The organism is Sandarakinorhabdus sp. AAP62, from assembly GCF_000331225.1.
GTDB lineage: Bacteria > Pseudomonadota > Alphaproteobacteria > Sphingomonadales > Sphingomonadaceae > Sandarakinorhabdus.
In genome coordinates, this window is record NZ_ANFY01000007.1 from 449472 (window position 1) to 465732 (window position 16261).

Consider the following 16261-nt stretch of genomic DNA (forward strand, 5'->3'; position numbering starts at 1 on the left):
AACAAACCCAGAGTTCCGGCAACGCCCAGACGCTGCCGGTCTTGCGCGGCTAAGGCTGCTTCACCACCACCGGCCCGCCATTCACTGCCGGCGCACCCTTCAGATAATGCGCCAACCAGGCATCGACCTCGCGATAGAATTGCCGGCTGTCCTCGGGCTTGGTGATCCAGTGCCACGCATCGGGGAAGATCAACAGACGGCTTGGCACCTGCTGGCGTTGCAAGGTCGCCCAGGTTTCCAGCGTATTTGCCATCGGCACGCGGAAATCGCGCTCGCCGGCGGTCAGCAGCATGGGGGTTTTCCAGTCATTGCCGTAGGTGATCGGGCTCTGGTCACGCCACACCTTACTGTCGCCCCAAGGCGGCCCTCCGGAGGCAACTTCGCGGCCATAGCTGAAATCGCTGGTGCCCCATTGGGTGAGCAGATCGACTTCGCCGGCATGGCTGACGAGGCATTTGTAGCGCGTGGTCGATGCCTCCATCCAGTTGGCGAGGTGCCCGCCATAGCTCGCGCCGGCGGCACAGGCATTGGCCTTGTCGATGAACGGAAACAGTCGAGCGGCCTCATCAGCGGCTTCGTTGATCTCGTTGGCTGGCCCGCGCAAAGGATCAAGCTTGATTTTGCGCGCAAATTCTTCGCCATAGCCCGTGGAACCGGTGTAGTCGGTCATCAGAACGACATAGCCGGCGCTGGCCAGCAGATGCGGGTTCCAGCGCAGCCCGATGGCATCGGCGTGCATGGCAGCCGGGCCGCCGTGCATCAGCACCAGCAACGGATATTTGCGGCTGGCATCGAATGCCGGTGGCTTGACGATCATGCTGTGGATGCGCCGGCCATTCTTCGCCGTGAACCAGAAATGTTCGGGGCTGGCCCAATCGATGCTGGCGGCTTGAGCGACATTGACCTGGGTCAGGTTGCGATGCGCCCGGGCGCTGGGGTCAATACGGACGATTTCGGCCGGGTGGATGGCGCTGCCATAGCTGGCGACGAGCACCGGGGTGGCAGCATTCTCGGCGATGCTGATGCCGGCATAGCCACCCACCTTGGGCGCGATAACCAGTTCGGGTTTGCCGCCCGCAACAGGCACACGATAGAAATTTGTCATCCCGGCTTCGGGGACGGTGAGATAAAGGCTGCGACTGTCGGCGCTGACCGCGAAACTTTCAGCATCACGATCGAAACCCGGGGCTACCGGCGTCGCCGCGCCGCCCGCCGGCCAGGCGACCCGGTTGAGGCGTGCCAGATCGTAGACCGCCTCGCCTTGTGTGTTGAACTTGAAAACCAGCGTCTTGCCATCGGGGCTAAAGGTGGCATCGCCATATTCGCCCGGCTGTGGTGTGACGAGGCGCGGTTCGCCGCCCGCCACCGGCATGCGGTACAGGCCGAAATTGACCCGCGCATAGGCAGCGTTCCAGCGTTCAGTGGTGGCTGTCAACAGCACCTCCTTGCCGTCCGGACTCCACAGCGGTGACAGGCTGACCCCGCCATCACCTTGTGCGCTGCCACCAAAGCCGTCGACGCGCGCGAGCGTGGTCGGCGACAGGATATCGCGAGCGACCGACCCTTCGGTCAGTTCCTGCACGAACAGCGCCGGGCGCCGGTCATCGAGCCATTCGTTCCAATATCTGATCGGGAAATGCTCATAGACGCGCATATTGAACTTGCGCGCCTTGCGTTCGGCGGCAGCCTGCTTGTTGGCGGCGGCATCCAGAGCGCCGGGATAGACACTGCTTTCGAACAGGATCGCGCCGCCATCAGGGCGCCATTGCGGGTTGCCGGCGCCAGTGGGGACGCTGGTTATCCGCCGCGCTTCGCCGCCAGCGAGATCAATGACATAGATCTGCGCTTCGTCATCGCCCTCACGTTTGGCAGCAAAAGCGATGCGGCGGCTGTCGGGCGCCCAGCGCGGGCTCGATTCGCCGGCTTTGCTGCTGGTCAACCGACGCGGCACCGCCGAGCCATCGGTGGGAACGAGCCAAAGGTCGCTGACCGTGCCGTCCTTTTCATAGGAGGGTTCGACCAGCGCATAGACGACCCATTTGCCATCAGGGCTGACCTGCGGCGCCCCCACGCGCTTCATCATCCACAGCTTTTCATGGCTGATGACCTGGCGCGGTTCGGCAGCGGCAATCGGCGCCAGCGCCCCCAGAGAAAGTCCGGCCGACACCAGCAGAAACGCAAACTTTTTCATGGCCATCCCCTAATGTCCCTCTTCCCTAGCGGCTCGGGATGGTGACGTGCATCCCTGATTGGTACTGATCAGAAAAAAGTCTTTTGCTTTGTTGGCTGACGGTTGCTGCGATTGTTCACCTTGCCATCAGCATCCCAGCAGCACCAACCATCTGCCCTTGGGCCTTAAGAGCCCCTTGGCGCAGGCGATCAAGGACGGCGGGTCGGCTTCAGACCATCGTCCTGTTCCGGAATTGCTTCCGGCCTCACGTCTGGTTCGGGACGGCGCTGCGATTCACCGGTGGTACCGCCAAGCGCCTTCCAGTTGAGCATGGCATTGAAGATCATCCGATATTCGCCAAGCGTCTGCCAGCGCCAGATCGGCGCCGTGGCAAACATCAGCACCCGGCCCTGGCCGCGCGTCACGTTGATGATCGCTGGCCGGTTGCGCACCTCGTCGGCCCCCTTCATGAAGCCGCTGATGACCGAAGTCTGCCCGCCGGGGAATTCCATCAGCACCTGCTGGCGATCGACAGGGCGCACCTGGAACAACAGACTGCTTGCCCAGCGCACCGGCATGGTTTCATCGGTATAGCCATAGAAGATCGGGCTGGCGGGCTGCAGTAGCTTGGCCTTCACGATCGGTCCGGGTGCATAAAAGCCGCCGCCCGGGCTGCTGACACCGATGTTGTCGACCAGACCGAACGAAGCCGGCACGGCGCTGGCATTGCCGGTGGTGATGAGCGTGCCGCCTTCCTCCACAAACTTGCGCAGTTCGGCGAGCCCCTCCAGGCCCATGCCGCCGCGGATGTCGTCGGACCGGCCATAGGCCCCAAGCGTCGTGAACCGCGCATCCGGCCGGTACGGCAACGGCTTGCCCTTCACCGGGATGTCGAAGACGATGTCGTTGGGCGACCGGCCCTGGTGCGGCAGCACGATGACATCGTATCTGGCGCGCAGACCACCCTTCCGAACTTGCTCCTTGTAGATGAGCTCATAAGGCGTCTCGAACTGGTCGAAGGCATAGCGCACCCAGCCGACCTTCTCCGTGGCACCCCAGGTGCTGTAGACCGCCGTGCGCGGGATGGGGATTGCATGGGTGGCAACATCCATACGCGCCGGCGCGGCGATCGCCGTCAGCCCAAGCTGCTGCACCGCGGCACGCAACGCATCCCCGGCATTCGCAGGCACGACATAGGACCCGGCAGGCACGTTGATATCGCCGATCTTGAAGGCTTTCTCCACGACCTGGATGCTTATGTTCTTCAGGCGATAGCGCAGCACCGCCAGATTGACCGAACCGTTGTCGAGTACGACATGGCCACCGGGACCGGCCGGACCGATGCTGCCCGTCAGCTCCATCCTGTCCACCCGCGTCGTCGGTACGCCGAGCACTGCCTTGTCAGCTATCTCGACCACCTTGGTGCCGGTCATCAACCCCATCGTCCATGCCGCATCGTCATAGGTGGTCAGGTTTTCGTTGGGAAAGTTATCCTGCACCTTCAGCAGCGTCTTCGCGAGCCGGCCATAGGGCTGGTCGAGCTTTACCACGAGCGAACCGGCAGGGTATTCGCCTTCCTTGACCTTTACGGCGCCGCTGGCGCGACCAATCTCGATCCCCTGCATTAGTAACTGGTCGACAACGAACTTGACCCGGTTCTGGTCGGCCTGCCCACCAGGAATGACATAGGCAAAGGGAGCACGCGTCGCGCCCGCCTTCACGCCATTGGCATTCTTCTGATAGTAATTTTCCAGAATGATGGCTGGGAAATTGGAAGCCAGCTGCAGCGCGGTGAGCACGCCGGTCTGCATATAATTGGTGTTGTTGCGCATCGACCACATGACGTTGCGATAGGCCGGGTTGGGCCGGAACCAGTCGCGCTGCAACTGATTGCCACCGCGGGCGCTGCCCTGATCGACACCGTTGTCGACATGGCGAAGCATCGTGGTGGCGCCGCCGTTGCCGAACGTCTCGTACATTCGCAGCATGCCGTTGTGGTTCGACGCCATGAAGCCGACATAGCCCGGCGACCAGGCATCGACGAAGCCATGCGTCCAGACGCCGGGCATGCCATATTTGGTCAGCTGCGACATCTCAAAATTCGAATAGAAGGGCAATTCGCCGTACAGGATCGGATCGAGATCGGGATTTTGCGGGGCCTGCCCCGAATAGGTGTAGAGGAACGGCACCGATTCATGCAGTTCGTGCATCACGGGCGGGTGCCATTCCAGGTAATATTTCAGCAGCTGGCGGGCGCTAGGGTCCGAGAAATTGATATCACGATTATTATCGTGATAGATATACTTGCCCCAGTAGGGCGGCCCAGCCGGCCTGTCGAGGTCGTTGGTTTCATCGACCAGGCTCTGGTGATACCAGTCGACATAGCGATCACGGCCGTCGGCCTCCAAAACCGGGCTGATCGCGACGATCAGATTGTCGCGGATTTTCTGGATCAGCGGCGAATCCTCGGTCAGCAGCCGATACGCAAGCTCCATGATCATCTCGGGCGGCCCGGTTTCGGCGCTGTGAAGGCCGGCGGTCAGATGATAGATTGGCTTTGTGTCTGCGATGATCCGCCTGGCCGCCTCGGCATCGGTACGGCGCGGGTCCGACAGCAGGGCAAGATTGGCCTTGTAGGTTTCAAGCCTGGCCATGTTGGCGACGCTCGACATCATCACCACGATGTTCGGCCGGCCCTCGTTCGACGTGCCGAGATCAAGGATGCGCACCCGATCCGGTGCAGCGGCGGCCAACTTGCGGAAATAATCGACAATCTGCCCATGGTTGTGCAGCTTGTTCGGCACGCCGATATGGTCGCCGAGCACCTGCTTGGGCGAAGGTATGTTTGGCGAGGTCGGCAGATGGTCGACAAGCGGGCTGGAGAACTCCGGCCGGGTCGTCCATTCCTTCACCGCCTTCGCAAAGTCTGGATCCATGGTCTGAGCGCCGGCCGGCGCAACAAGTGCGAGCCCGCTGACCGCGGCGAGCATCAGTGAGCGTGCTGGCATTGTGTGGCTCCGGATTGCTGTGCGGAAATTCACCTGAGCACCGGTTTGTCGAGCATGTCCCAGCCATAGGCTGCCGCGACCCGTTCGACGATTTCAATTGCGACGGCACTGCCTTGGTCACCATTGGTCATGATAACGACACCATAGCCTTTCGCGACATGGGCAATCGCCTGACTTCTGAAGCCCCAGGTGGCACCATTGTGGCCAAAATACCAACCTTGGCCCTTCTGGCTTATGCTAAAGCCGACAGCATAAGGGCCAACTCCGACCGGCGTGACCATGTTCTGCATCGTGGCGCGGTCGAGAACTGCAGTTGAACGGCCTGCCAGCGTCTTCTGAACTTCGATCATGAACAGGGCGTAGTCGGCAGCCGTCGTCCACAATCCCGCCGCGGCCTGTTCAGGGTAAACGTGCCACCGCGCCCCGAGGCTCTTTCCATCTGCGCCGTGGGCGCGCGCTGTCTTGTGCTGCAAGGCCTCTGGCAAAGGCTGCTCGAAACTTGAGTGGCGCATCCCGATCGGCGCCAGAACCCAGTCGTCCATGATTTTCGCAAAGGGCAGTCCGACGGCGTCCGTCAGCGCGAGTTGCTCGATCTGGACCGCGCCACCCGAGTAATGCGAGGCCGTCAACGGCGGCCGAACCAGCCTCACGGGACCGCGCACTGACGGCTCCCTGCCATCAAGGATCTGTTGCTGGGTTGGTAGTGCCGCGCCGGGCAGGTAACCAGGAAAGCCGAAACCGTCGCCTGTCCCGGAGCTATGACTCGTCAGCATTCGAGGGGTCACCGGCAGTCCGCCGCCGAACGCCCCCAGCGGCAGCTTCCAGCTCTTGAGAACAGTATTGATGTCTTGATCGAGACCAAATTTGCCGAGTTGCACCGCCTTGAGCGAGGCCATCGCCGCCACCGGTTTGCTCATCGATCCTGCCTGGAACAACGTGTCTTCATTGATAGTGGCGCCGGTCTCGACGTCAGCAACGCCATAAGATTTGGTCCAGTGAATCTTGAAATCCTGAATGACGGTAACGCTGATACCAGGAACCTTGAAGCGCTCAATCAGCTGCTGGATCGTGAATGCGTCGGTGCCCTGGCGGTTGGGCGATTGGGGTCCTTCCACGCGCGCTATTTGATCGCTGATTGCGTCAGCACTGGCTGGCACACCGTGGGCCAAAATCACGGCAAGAACAAAGCACGTTGATGTTCGGATCATTGCTTACCCCCCCGGGTGTAGCCGCCAACGGTAGTTGCAAACCTCTGAGATGTCTAATGGTCGCCCAGAGGCTCACTTATCCCTTCGCTTTATCGGGTCCCTTGGGTTGCCTCCCCAACAAGTGAATGGCTGGTTTTGTCAGGAGCAGACGTGCGGGCCGACATCGCGGAACGGCTTGAAGTGGGTCGACAGCGGCCGTGATGACAACGGCTAAGACAGCGGCAGCTATCCTCAAATTTCATTCCGAAAGCGGTCAGTCGGCTGACGGCCCAATTGTCGCTGTCTAATCGGCCCGCGAGTTCGCTGCTATGACATAGAAAACTCAAGTGATTGCGACTGAATAATTTCTTTCTCTCAACAGTTGCAAAGAGATAGGAGCCGTAGCTGAATGGCGCCTGCCTTCCCATGGGAGCGAGAGCGTGATGCGGTGGAACTGTTGTCAGATGGCAACGTCGTAAAGAATGTATTGTCGGAACAAGGTGAACTGGCTTACCTTGTGGCATGGTCGAGCAGTGGGTTTCAGCTCAGAGAGCATATGAATTGTTCTCGAATCCCCCTGTTTTGTACAGCCGCCTTAGCGCTTCCTTGATTGCTGCCCGTGCCCGGCTGTTTCAGTCAGATACGGAAGTTGTGCATGATTGCGAGGTGCCCAATTGGTTCTGGTTGCCTGAAGGGCATGTGGCCCTACAGGCTGATTGGACTACAGGTGACTTTTCCAAATGGATCGAGCCAGGGGTTCAATGCCAAGCGTTCGGTGTTGAGTTTGGCTTGAACGGATTGCTTGAAATGTTGCCTGCAGAACGACGTGCAGGCGTCATTCGTGAGTTTTCGGTCGCAGGTAACCCTGATTGGATCAGCGCGAAGGACGCGCGCCTTTTGGCGTACACCGATTTGCGATTTCAGCCGGCAGTAGCGGGAGACGCTCTGATTGAGCTTGGTCGCCAAGGCCTCATAACGGCGCGGGCTGTCTTGGCCGAAGGGCAGACGGAACAGCTGCCTGCCGGCGGTGCGAAGTGGGATAAACGCGAATGGGATATCCCGACTTGGTTCTGGACCAACTTCACCGGGCATGGGACGAGCCGTCAGGACTGGGAACTTGGAAAGTTTGCAGGTAAGGGCTTCGCGCAGCAGCGGCCCCAAAAGATCACGCTATCGGGGGTCTACTTCCTGCGGAGTTCACTTCTGCCGATTCCCGCGCTCGAAGCTATGACCTTAACGGGAGCCGAGGACAAAGGTACCCGGGGCCGTAAACCGTCTTATGATTGGGAAGCCTTGGTGAATGCTATCTGGGGCGCAATCTACCGTGGCGACTTCGACCCGGGCAGCCAGGCTGAGATCGAGCGTGAGATGCAGCGGCGCTTGACCAAGGGTGAAAAAGAGCCGGCTGAAAGCACCGTTCGCCCACACGCTAGCCGTGTCTGGAACGAATTTTTGAAGGACTGAAATTCGCCCCAGTTGAATTGCCGGCCTATTTTCGGCCTTTTCGTCCGACACGCAGACCGGATTCGCTGATGCTTCTCCGCGCTCGCTGGTGCTCACCAGCCGCACAGGAGAAGCCGAAATGGAACGCCTCGCCTATTCCATCAATGATACTGCCAAGGCGCTGAGCCTTGGCCGCACGTCCATCTATGCCATGATCGCCGATGGCCGGCTGGAGGCCTTCAAGCTGGGTCGCCGGACCCTGATCAAGGCTGAGTCCATCCGCCGTATCGTCGAGGGCAAGGCGTAATACCGATGCCGCGCCGCCGCGCCTCTGCCTGTGGGGTGAAAATCCATCGCAGCTATATCATTGCCGAACTGGCGACATGCTGCGGGGTGCATCGCAACACGGTGCGCCACTGGATGAAGCTTGGCCTCGAGCCGCTGGATGATAGCCGCCCCCTCTTATTCCACGGTGCCACCGTGAAGGCATTTCTGGGCAAGCAGCGCGCCAGCCGCAAACGTCCGAGCCCGCATGGCATGTTCTACTGCCTGCGGTGCCGCGAGCCGCGCAAGCCGGCGCTGGGCATGGTCGATTTCGTGCCGATCACCGAACTCAGCGGCAACCTGCGCGCGCTGTGCGAGGTGTGCGAGACGGTGATCTACCGCCGCGCTCGCCAGACCGATCTGCCTCGCATCATGCCCGATTGCACCATCCAGATTGTGGAGGAGTAGCCACACTTAAGTGGGCGTCCTCCTCCCTCCCTGCATTGTGATACGGAAAGGCAAACCAGATCATGGCTAAGCACAACGCCGCGAACGAGCGGATCAAGCGCGAATATCTGCATTATCTGAAGGAGGCCAAGGGCCGCGATGAGGCAACGCTCGACGGGGTGGCCAAGTCGCTTGCCCGCTTTGAGGAGTCGACTGGCTGGAAGGCCTTCAAGCGCTTTCACCGCGAGCAGGCGGTGGCCTTCAAGAAGCGGTTGGCCGATGCCCTCAGCGTCCGCACCGGCGAACGGCTGGCCAAGGCGACGGTGCAATCGACCATGCGCGACTTGAAGGCCTTCTTCTTCTGGCTGGCGCACCAGCCTGGCTACAAATCGGTTATCACCTATGGCGATGCCGACTACTTCAACCTCTCGGAGCGGGACGCTGCCATCGCCCGCGGCAGGCGTGAAAAGGCGGTTCCGTCACTGGAGCAGGTGCATCATGTCCTTGCCACCATGCCCGCCAACACGGTCTTGGAGCGGCGGGATCGCGCATTGATCGCTTTCACCGCGCTCACCGCCGCGCGCGTTGGCGCGCTGGCGACGTTCCAGCTGCAGCATGTCAATGTTGTCGAAGGGTATGTGGAGCAGGATGCCCGCGTGGTTGCCACCAAGTTCGGCAAGACATTCCGCACCTATTTCATGCCGGTGGTCGGTGACGCGCTTGCCATCTTTGGGGCGTGGATTGCTGAACTGCGTCACGAACATCTTTGGGCGCCGACCGATCCGCTTTTCCCCGCCACGCGCATGGGACTCAATGATGCCGGCGTGTTCTCTCCGCTGGGACTGGAGCGTAGGGCCTGGGCCACGACCCAGCCGATCCGCGACGTTTTCCGCCGGGCCTTCACCGCCGCCGGCCTGCCTTATTTCAACCCGCACAGCTTCCGCGACATGCTGGTGCATCATGCCATGAAGCTGAACCCGGCGCCTGAAGAGATGAAGGCCTGGAGCCAGAACCTCGGCCATGCCGATGTGCTGACCACGTTCACCAGCTATGGGCAGGTGCCCACCCATCGGCAGGGCGAACTGATCCGTGCGGCAGGCTACGCGCACGCGAATGAACCGCTTGATGATCCGGACATCCTTGAACTTATCAAGCGCATCAAATCCCGGCGCTGAGGCCCGGCTCCCGGCAATCGTCTGTTGGTTCGCATGGACCTGCAGGCTGGAGCACGGTAACAAGAGCCAGACTATGAACCTCATCAAATCCAAGCAACGGGTAGCCGACCATGGCGAGGTGTTCACGCCGCCTTGGCTGGTGGAGAAGATGCTTGATCTGGTGAAGGGTGAAACGGAGCGGATCGATTCCCGTTTTCTTGAACCCGCCTGCGGCAGCGGCAATTTCCTTGTGCCGATCCTCCAGCGCAAGCTGGCGGCTGTGGAAGCCAAGTACGGCAAGACCGATTTCGAGAGGCGCCACTACGCGCTCGTTGCGCTCGCCAGCCTCTACGGAATTGAGCTGCTGGCAGACAACATTGCGGAATGCCGGGTCAATATGCTCGATGTTTTCGCGCAATATCTCGGCGTGACCGAGGAGGATGACCTCTACCGCACAGCCAGCCACTTTCTTTCGACCAATCTCATCCACGGCGATGCGATGACGATGAAAGACGCGGTCGGCGGGCCGATCACCGTTGTCGAGTGGAGTTACATCGGGAAGGGCAAGTTCAACCGCCGGGACTTTCGCCTTGATGTGCTCACGGGGATGGCCAGCTTGCGCGAGGAACGGTCGCTGTTTGCCGGGCTTGGCCATCATGAGATTTTCCAGCCGACTAAGAGCTATCCGCCCATGACGGTGCGCGAACTGGCGGCGCTCGATCGCGAGGAGGTGCAGGGATGAACGACCAGGTGGCTTTCACCCTCAAGGGCCGCAATCCGGACGTGTTGAGCTGTATCGCCAACCTGTCGAACGATGAAGTCTTCACCCCGCCGGAGTTTGCCAACCGGATGCTCGACACCTTGGAACAGGCCTGGGCGTCCAGCAATGACGGGGCAAGCATCTGGGCGGACAAGACGGTTACCTTCCTCGATCCCTTCACCAAGTCGGGTGTGTTTCTGCGCGAGATCACCAAGCGGCTGATCAAAGGGTTAGAGCCGGAAATCTCCGACTTGCAGGACCGCGTCGACCATATCCTGACCAAGCAGGTGTTCGGCATCGCCATCACCCAGATCACCGCGCTGCTGGCGCGGCGGAGCTTGTATTGCTCGAAGCAGGCCACCGGTCCGCATAGCGTTGCCTGCAGTTTCGGCGACAATGATCACGGGAATATCTGGTTTGAACGGACTGAACATGTCCGGGAAGGAGATCGTTGTCGATTTTGTGGTGCGGGTGGAGAGTTGCTTGAGCGCGGCCCGGACGAGGAAAACTACGCATATGCGTTTATCCATACCATAGACAGTAAGGCTCGGGTTGCCGAGTTCTTCGGAGGCAAGATGCAGTTCGACGTTATCATCGGTAACCCGCCCTATCAGCTCACTGATGGCGGGGGAGGCACATCCGCGGTCCCGATTTATCAACACTTTGTGGAACGCGCCAAAGAGCTTGAACCCCGGTTCGTGTCGATGGTCATCCCATCGAGGTGGTTTACTGGCGGCAAAGGCCTCGACGATTTCCGAGAGGCAATGCTTAAGGATGATCGATGCCGCCGTATCGAAGATTTTCTAAGCGCATCCGAGGTGTTTCCGGGTGTCGGTCTCAAAGGTGGGATATGCTATTTTTTGTGGGACCGAGATAATCAAGGTGATTGCGAGGTAAGCACACACTTTCAGGCGTGGCCCTCTTCTACTGCTGTTCGACCACTTCTAGAAAAAGGGAACGATGTATTTATCAGATTCAATGAGGCTGTAGCGATCTTGCATAAGGTGATGGCCCATTCCTTGCCTAGAGCGCCTACATTTGAAACGCTAGTAAGCTCGCGCCGACCTTTTGGGTTCGACTCAACCTTCCGAGGCAAAGCAGTTCGCTCTGAAGGCGATGTTGAGATTCTACAAAAAGGCGGAAAGGGCTATGTAGCATTGAACAAAATTGAAAATGGTAAGGAATTGATCAAGAGCTGGAAACTCTTTGTAGGATTTGCTGCGCCCGGAACGGGCAATAAAGATAGCTACCCCCACAAAGTAATTAGCACCCCATTCTTGGGTTATCCGGGGCAGATTTCAACAGAAACTTATTTGGCGATAGGTCCATTTGAATCCGAATCTGAGGCGCTTAACGCGCTTTCTTATTTGCACTGCAGATTTACAAGATTTCTCATTCAACTCCGGAAGGCTTCGCAAAACACAACTCGAAAGGTTTATGGATTCGTCCCAATCCAAGACTGGTCGAAGGCGTGGACTGACGACGAGTTATACAAGAAATACGGGATCACTGACGAGGAGGTGGCCTTCATAGAGCGACTCGTTCGACCGATGGGTGATGTTGATGATTAAACCCACTATCGACGAAATTCTGCTTCCCAAGCCCGAGAGCCGTCTGCGTATCTATGCGTGGACACCCAATGAGCCGCCGCCCGCCTATACCGGACTGATAAAGGTCGGGCAGACCACGCAGGCCGACGTCAATGACCGCATCCGCCAGTCGCAGGGGCAGATGCAGCAGGCCTACACGCTCCACGTCAACGAAGTGGCCGAACGCGAGGACGGTTCCATCTTTCGCGACAGCGATATGCGCTCTCGCCTGATCGAGAAGGGTTTCGAGAACGTCACCATCGGCTCTTCACGCGAATGGATGCGCTGCTCGCCGGCGGACGTGAAGAGTGCCATCACCGAATTGCGCAAGGGTCTGCGCTTCGAGCCCGCGCGGCACGAAAACTTCCCCATGCGCCGCGAACAGGCCGAGGCGGTCGAGGTCACTCACGACTACTTCCTGTCCCGCTGGGCAGAAGACCCCAAGTCCGTCCCCCGCTTCCTCTGGAACGCGAAGATGCGCTTCGGCAAAACCTTCACCGGCTATCAACTGGCGAAGAAGCTTGGGGCAAAGCGCGTGCTGGTCGTCACCTTCAAGCCCGCCGTTGAGGATGCTTGGGAGGCGGACCTCAAGAACCACGTCGATTTCGACGGCTGGCAGTACATTTCCCGCAATGCCGGAGGCAGCCCGCTCGATGTCCCCAAGGATACGCCGCTGGTTTATTTCGGCTCGTTCCAGGATCTGCTCGGCACCGATCGCTATGGCAACATCAAGGCCCGCAACGAGTGGATTCACGCCATCAACTGGGACCTGGTTATCTTCGACGAATACCATTTCGGTGCATGGCGCGATAACGCGAAGGAGTTGTTCGAGGGCGAGGACACCGAGGTGGCGAAGAAGGAACTCGCCTACGTCTCCGGTCTGGAGACCGTGAACGAGGACCTTGAAGACCTATCGGAAACCGAGGCCGAATTCCTGCCGATCACGACGCGGGCGTATCTCTATCTGTCCGGCACGCCGTTCAAGGCGCTGGCCACGGGCGAGTTCATCGAAGAGCAGATTTTCAACTGGACCTACACCGACGAACAGCGAGCCAAGGCCGATTTCGCGGTGGATCATCCCGGGGAGCGTAACCCCTATGGCGCGCTGCCCCAGATGCGCCTGCTAACCTACCAAATGCCTGACGAACTACTCGCCATCGCCAGCGGCGGGGAGTTCGACGAGTTCGATCTTGGCGAGTTCTTCGCGGCGAGCGGCAAGGGCGTGATGGCGACCTTCAAGCACAAAAATGAGGTGCAGAAGTGGCTCGACATCATTCGGGGGAGCTACGCGCCGCAGACACTTGATGCGCTGCGCGCCGGGGGCAAGCCGCCCTTTCCCTATTCCGATGTGCGGCTGCTACCCTATCTCAACCACGCCTTCTGGTTCCTGCCCAGCGTTGCCGCCTGTGAGGCGATGAAGAATCTGCTGGAGGAGAAGCAGAACGTCTTCTGGCAGAAATACCGGGTCATTGTCGCGGCGGGGGCAAATGCTGGCCTCGGGCTCAATGCGCTCCCGCCTGTGCGCAAGGCAATTGGCTCCGGGCACGATACCCAGTCGATCACCCTATCCTGCGGCAAGCTCACCACCGGGGTGACGGTGCCGCAATGGTCTTCGATCCTGATGCTGCGCAACCTGAAGTCGCCTGAGACCTATTTCCAGGCAGCGTTCCGCGTCCAATCGCCGTGGTCGATCAAGAACCCGGACGGGGATGATCCGAACCGCGAGGACGTGCTGAAGCCCGTCTGCTTCGTGTTCGATTTCGCCCCGACACGGGCGCTGCGACAGATTTCCGAATACGGCATCGGCCTGTCTCCCGGGGAAGCGAACCCGGAAAAGGCCGTGGCCGACCTTGTCTCATTCCTGCCGGTGCTCGCCTATGACGGCGCAAATATGGTGCAGATTGATGCGGGCGGCATTCTGGACATGGCAATGGCGGGCACATCCGCCACGCTCTTGGCGCGCAAGTGGGAATCGGCGATGCTGGTCAACGTCGACAACGATACCCTTCGCCGGGTTCTCGCGAGCGAAGAGGCCATGGCGGCAGTCGAGCGGATCGAAGGCTGGCGTGCTCTTGGCGACAACGTGATCGAGACGATCATCAACAAGAGCGAGAAGATAAAGGATATCAAGAAGAAGGCCAAGGAGGCCGACCTCTCCGAGAAGGAGAAGCGAGAGTTGACCGCCGAGGAGAAGGAACACAAATCGCTCCGCAAGGAGGTTCAAAAGAAGCTGATCAAGTTCGCTACCCGCATCCCGGCCTTCATGTATCTGACCGACTTCCGCGAAAACACCCTGGTGGACGTTATCACCAAGATCGAGCCGGACCTGTTCCGCACTGTTACCGGGCTAACGGTCGGCGACTTTAACTTGCTGGTCGATCTTAAGGTGTTCAACACGGAGCGGATGAACGCTGCCGTGTTCGCCTTCCGAAGGTACGAGGATGCGTCGCTTCGCTATACAGGGATCGACAGCCATGTGGGGCTGACCCGAATTGGCGGTTATGACACGGTGGTAGCGAAGGAATGATGCGGGTCCAACAGCGCCAGTTGCGCAAAAAAAATCTGAGGCGGAAGCGCAGGGTGGGGGCCTATTTGGGGGCCTTTGTAGAAGAGAAAACATAATATTATTGTTTATCAATTACTTACATGATTGCTTCGAGTCCTCTTCTGGCACCATCACCCCGGCCGCCAGCGGCCGCCGGGGATTGAAAAAACCCTGAAAATCAGCGAGTTTAGCCACAGTAAGCACCTGTGTTCGCCGTGATCCGTCGGCAACCGCAGTTTTCCGGGGGTCTCTTTCCGGGCGGTCTTGCAGCCAGGCTGCGAGTGTGAACCAATGGCGCTGACAGATACCATGATCAAGTTGGCCAAGTCCGGCGATGCCGATCGCAAGCTGGCTGACGACAAGGGGCTTTATCTGCTGGTCACGACCAGCGGTTCGAAGCTGTGGCGATGAAAGTATGGGATCGATGGCAAGGAAAGGAAGCTGGCGCTGGGCAGCCATCCTGATGTTGGCTTGAAAGAGGCGGCGCCCGTCGCGACGCTGCCCGCACGGCGGCAGAAGCCGGCAATGATCCAGCAGCAGCCAGGCGCGAGGCGCGCATCGCCCGGAAATTTGCTTCGGCCAATAACTTTGGCGCGCTCTTGCGGGCGGTCGATGCACATGCCGGTCAGCCGGTAACACAGCTGGCGCTGCGCTTTACGGCTCATATGTTTCAGCGGCCTGGCGAAATCCGCAAAGCAGAATGGGCGGAGATCGATTTCGACAAGGCGGTCTGGACAATCCCGGCGGCGCGCATTGGGCGGAGCGGGTGGAGATGGCGCAATGGCGGACGGACCATCTCGATGTCGTCCGCAATAGGGCGGAAGTGATGCCAATGAGGGCGCTCAGTTCGCAACGGGTGACATCGTACCCCCTGCTAATCCTTCCGCATCGCGCCCTCATTGTCGCCATACAGCGGTGAAGGTTACGGTGCCATATTTGGTCTCGAACAAATTAAGCCAATGCAGGTCGGTGTTGGGCGTTCCAGCACTTGATCGCTGTTCGTTGATTGCCGACCGCCAGCGAGTGCGGGACTCGCCAGCGGTCGGACATCTTCAGCCTCGGCCGGAAATCAGAAGCGGTACGACGCGCCCAGCAGCACTTGCTGGCGTTCGAAGGTGGCGCCCTTGCTGGCTGCGTCGATGTAGCGATATTCCAGCCGGGCGTTGATGTTCCTGGTCACGGCATATTCGATGCCGCCTCCAGCCAGCCAGGCATCGAGATTGTCGCTCGACGCTGCCGCCGCCGTGCTGGTGCGAACGCGGACATTGGCATAGCCGCCGCGCACATAGAGCAGCGCCTTTTCCGTCACCAGATAACCGGCGCGGGCCGAAACTTCGAAGGCGTGCTTCGGATCGATGCTCACCGCGGTGGTGCCGCGCGTACCGGCAAGCGTGTCGTCGGCGCCGATGCTGAAGGCAGCTTCGGCACCAATCACGAAGCGGCGGGCGATCAATTTGTCGTAACCGGCATTGATGCCGAACACAGCGGCATCCTGATCGGTGCTGCGATTGAGCGGGGCGGCGCCTTCGAGGCCGGGGCCGACCTTGTCGTGATTATAGCCAGCGGTGATGCCGACGAAGGGGCCGTTGAAGCTTTCGGCAGCGGCCGGCGCGGCGATGGCGGTGGTGGCAACGGCAAGCGCCAGCAGCGCGGAACGGAACTTGGTGGTCATGGTGCAGTTCCTTTGGTTGGCT

General features: G+C 59.8%; 12 protein-coding genes. 8 read left to right on the forward strand and 4 right to left on the reverse strand.

Annotated elements, in window-relative coordinates:
- Positions 1-49 precede the first annotated feature (49 nt).
- The 3 genes from D619_RS0108625 to D619_RS0108635 form a co-directional block, all read right to left on the reverse strand.
- On the reverse strand, positions 50-2191 hold the full coding sequence (locus tag D619_RS0108625) for a S9 family peptidase (RefSeq protein WP_026090868.1): 2142 nt from the start codon (positions 2189-2191) through the stop codon (positions 50-52).
- Between the two features lie 188 nt (positions 2192-2379).
- Positions 2380-5106 carry a M14 family zinc carboxypeptidase gene (locus D619_RS0108630; RefSeq protein WP_243442626.1) on the reverse strand — a complete coding sequence of 909 codons (2727 nt, stop codon included), beginning with the start codon at positions 5104-5106 and terminating at the stop codon, positions 2380-2382.
- Positions 5107-5207: 101 nt separating this feature from the next.
- Positions 5208-6386, reverse strand: a complete 1179-nt coding sequence (locus D619_RS0108635) for a serine hydrolase domain-containing protein (RefSeq protein WP_020480434.1) — start codon at positions 6384-6386, stop codon at positions 5208-5210.
- Positions 6387-6887: 501 nt separating this feature from the next.
- Between D619_RS0108635 and D619_RS0108640 the strand changes: the two genes are divergently transcribed.
- From D619_RS0108640 to D619_RS18430, 8 genes are all read left to right on the forward strand, one after another.
- On the forward strand, positions 6888-7829 hold the full coding sequence (locus D619_RS0108640; RefSeq protein WP_017668184.1) for a hypothetical protein: 942 nt from the start codon (positions 6888-6890) through the stop codon (positions 7827-7829).
- Between the two features lie 118 nt (positions 7830-7947).
- Positions 7948-8115, forward strand: coding sequence for a helix-turn-helix domain-containing protein (locus D619_RS0108645; RefSeq protein ID WP_017668185.1), 168 nt, complete (start codon positions 7948-7950; stop codon positions 8113-8115).
- Between the two features lie 5 nt (positions 8116-8120).
- Positions 8121-8540 (forward strand): hypothetical protein, encoded by a 420-nt coding sequence (locus D619_RS16170; RefSeq protein ID WP_017668186.1) that lies wholly within the window; start codon positions 8121-8123, stop codon positions 8538-8540.
- A gap of 62 nt (positions 8541-8602) precedes the next feature.
- Positions 8603-9694, forward strand: coding sequence for a tyrosine-type recombinase/integrase (locus D619_RS0108655; protein WP_017668187.1), 1092 nt, complete (start codon positions 8603-8605; stop codon positions 9692-9694).
- Positions 9695-9767: 73 nt separating this feature from the next.
- Entirely contained in the window at positions 9768-10415 is a 648-nt protein-coding gene (locus D619_RS0108660; protein ID WP_017668188.1) for a DNA methyltransferase, read from the forward strand.
- Positions 10412-12004: an Eco57I restriction-modification methylase domain-containing protein gene (locus D619_RS0108665; RefSeq protein ID WP_017668189.1), complete on the forward strand. Its 1593-nt coding sequence runs from the start codon at positions 10412-10414 to the stop codon at positions 12002-12004. Before D619_RS0108660 ends, D619_RS0108665 begins: the two co-directional genes overlap by 4 nt.
- Positions 11991-14549 carry a restriction endonuclease gene (locus D619_RS0108670; protein ID WP_243442627.1) on the forward strand — a complete coding sequence of 853 codons (2559 nt, stop codon included), beginning with the start codon at positions 11991-11993 and terminating at the stop codon, positions 14547-14549. The genes D619_RS0108665 and D619_RS0108670 overlap by 14 nt, the downstream gene beginning before the upstream one ends.
- Before the next feature lie 309 nt (positions 14550-14858).
- Positions 14859-14978 carry an Arm DNA-binding domain-containing protein gene (locus tag D619_RS18430; RefSeq protein WP_017668191.1) on the forward strand — a complete coding sequence of 40 codons (120 nt, stop codon included), beginning with the start codon at positions 14859-14861 and terminating at the stop codon, positions 14976-14978.
- 658 nt (positions 14979-15636) lie between these two features.
- Here D619_RS18430 and D619_RS0108685 read toward each other — a convergent pair.
- Entirely contained in the window at positions 15637-16239 is a 603-nt protein-coding gene (locus tag D619_RS0108685; RefSeq protein WP_017668193.1) for an outer membrane beta-barrel protein, read from the reverse strand.
- Positions 16240-16261: the final 22 nt, after the last annotated feature.

Bases quoted from the DNA above. Each gene is read 5' to 3' on its own strand.
- D619_RS0108665 (WP_017668189.1), top strand. From the start codon at position 10,412: ATGAACGACCAGGTGGCTTTCACCCTCAAGGGCCGCAATCCGGACGTG.
- D619_RS0108655 (WP_017668187.1), top strand. From the start codon at position 8,603: ATGGCTAAGCACAACGCCGCGAACGAGCGGATCAAGCGCGAATATCTG.
- D619_RS0108660 (WP_017668188.1), top strand. From the start codon at position 9,768: ATGAACCTCATCAAATCCAAGCAACGGGTAGCCGACCATGGCGAGGTG.
- D619_RS0108685 (WP_017668193.1), bottom strand. From the start codon at position 16,239: ATGACCACCAAGTTCCGTTCCGCGCTGCTGGCGCTTGCCGTTGCCACC.
- D619_RS16170 (WP_017668186.1), top strand. From the start codon at position 8,121: ATGCCGCGCCGCCGCGCCTCTGCCTGTGGGGTGAAAATCCATCGCAGC.
- D619_RS0108670 (WP_243442627.1), top strand. From the start codon at position 11,991: ATGTTGATGATTAAACCCACTATCGACGAAATTCTGCTTCCCAAGCCC.
- D619_RS0108625 (WP_026090868.1), bottom strand. From the start codon at position 2,191: ATGAAAAAGTTTGCGTTTCTGCTGGTGTCGGCCGGACTTTCTCTGGGG.
- D619_RS0108630 (WP_243442626.1), bottom strand. From the start codon at position 5,106: ATGGATCCAGACTTTGCGAAGGCGGTGAAGGAATGGACGACCCGGCCG.
- D619_RS0108635 (WP_020480434.1), bottom strand. From the start codon at position 6,386: ATGATCCGAACATCAACGTGCTTTGTTCTTGCCGTGATTTTGGCCCAC.
- D619_RS0108640 (WP_017668184.1), top strand. From the start codon at position 6,888: ATGGTCGAGCAGTGGGTTTCAGCTCAGAGAGCATATGAATTGTTCTCG.
- D619_RS18430 (WP_017668191.1), top strand. From the start codon at position 14,859: ATGGCGCTGACAGATACCATGATCAAGTTGGCCAAGTCCGGCGATGCC.
- D619_RS0108645 (WP_017668185.1), top strand. From the start codon at position 7,948: ATGGAACGCCTCGCCTATTCCATCAATGATACTGCCAAGGCGCTGAGC.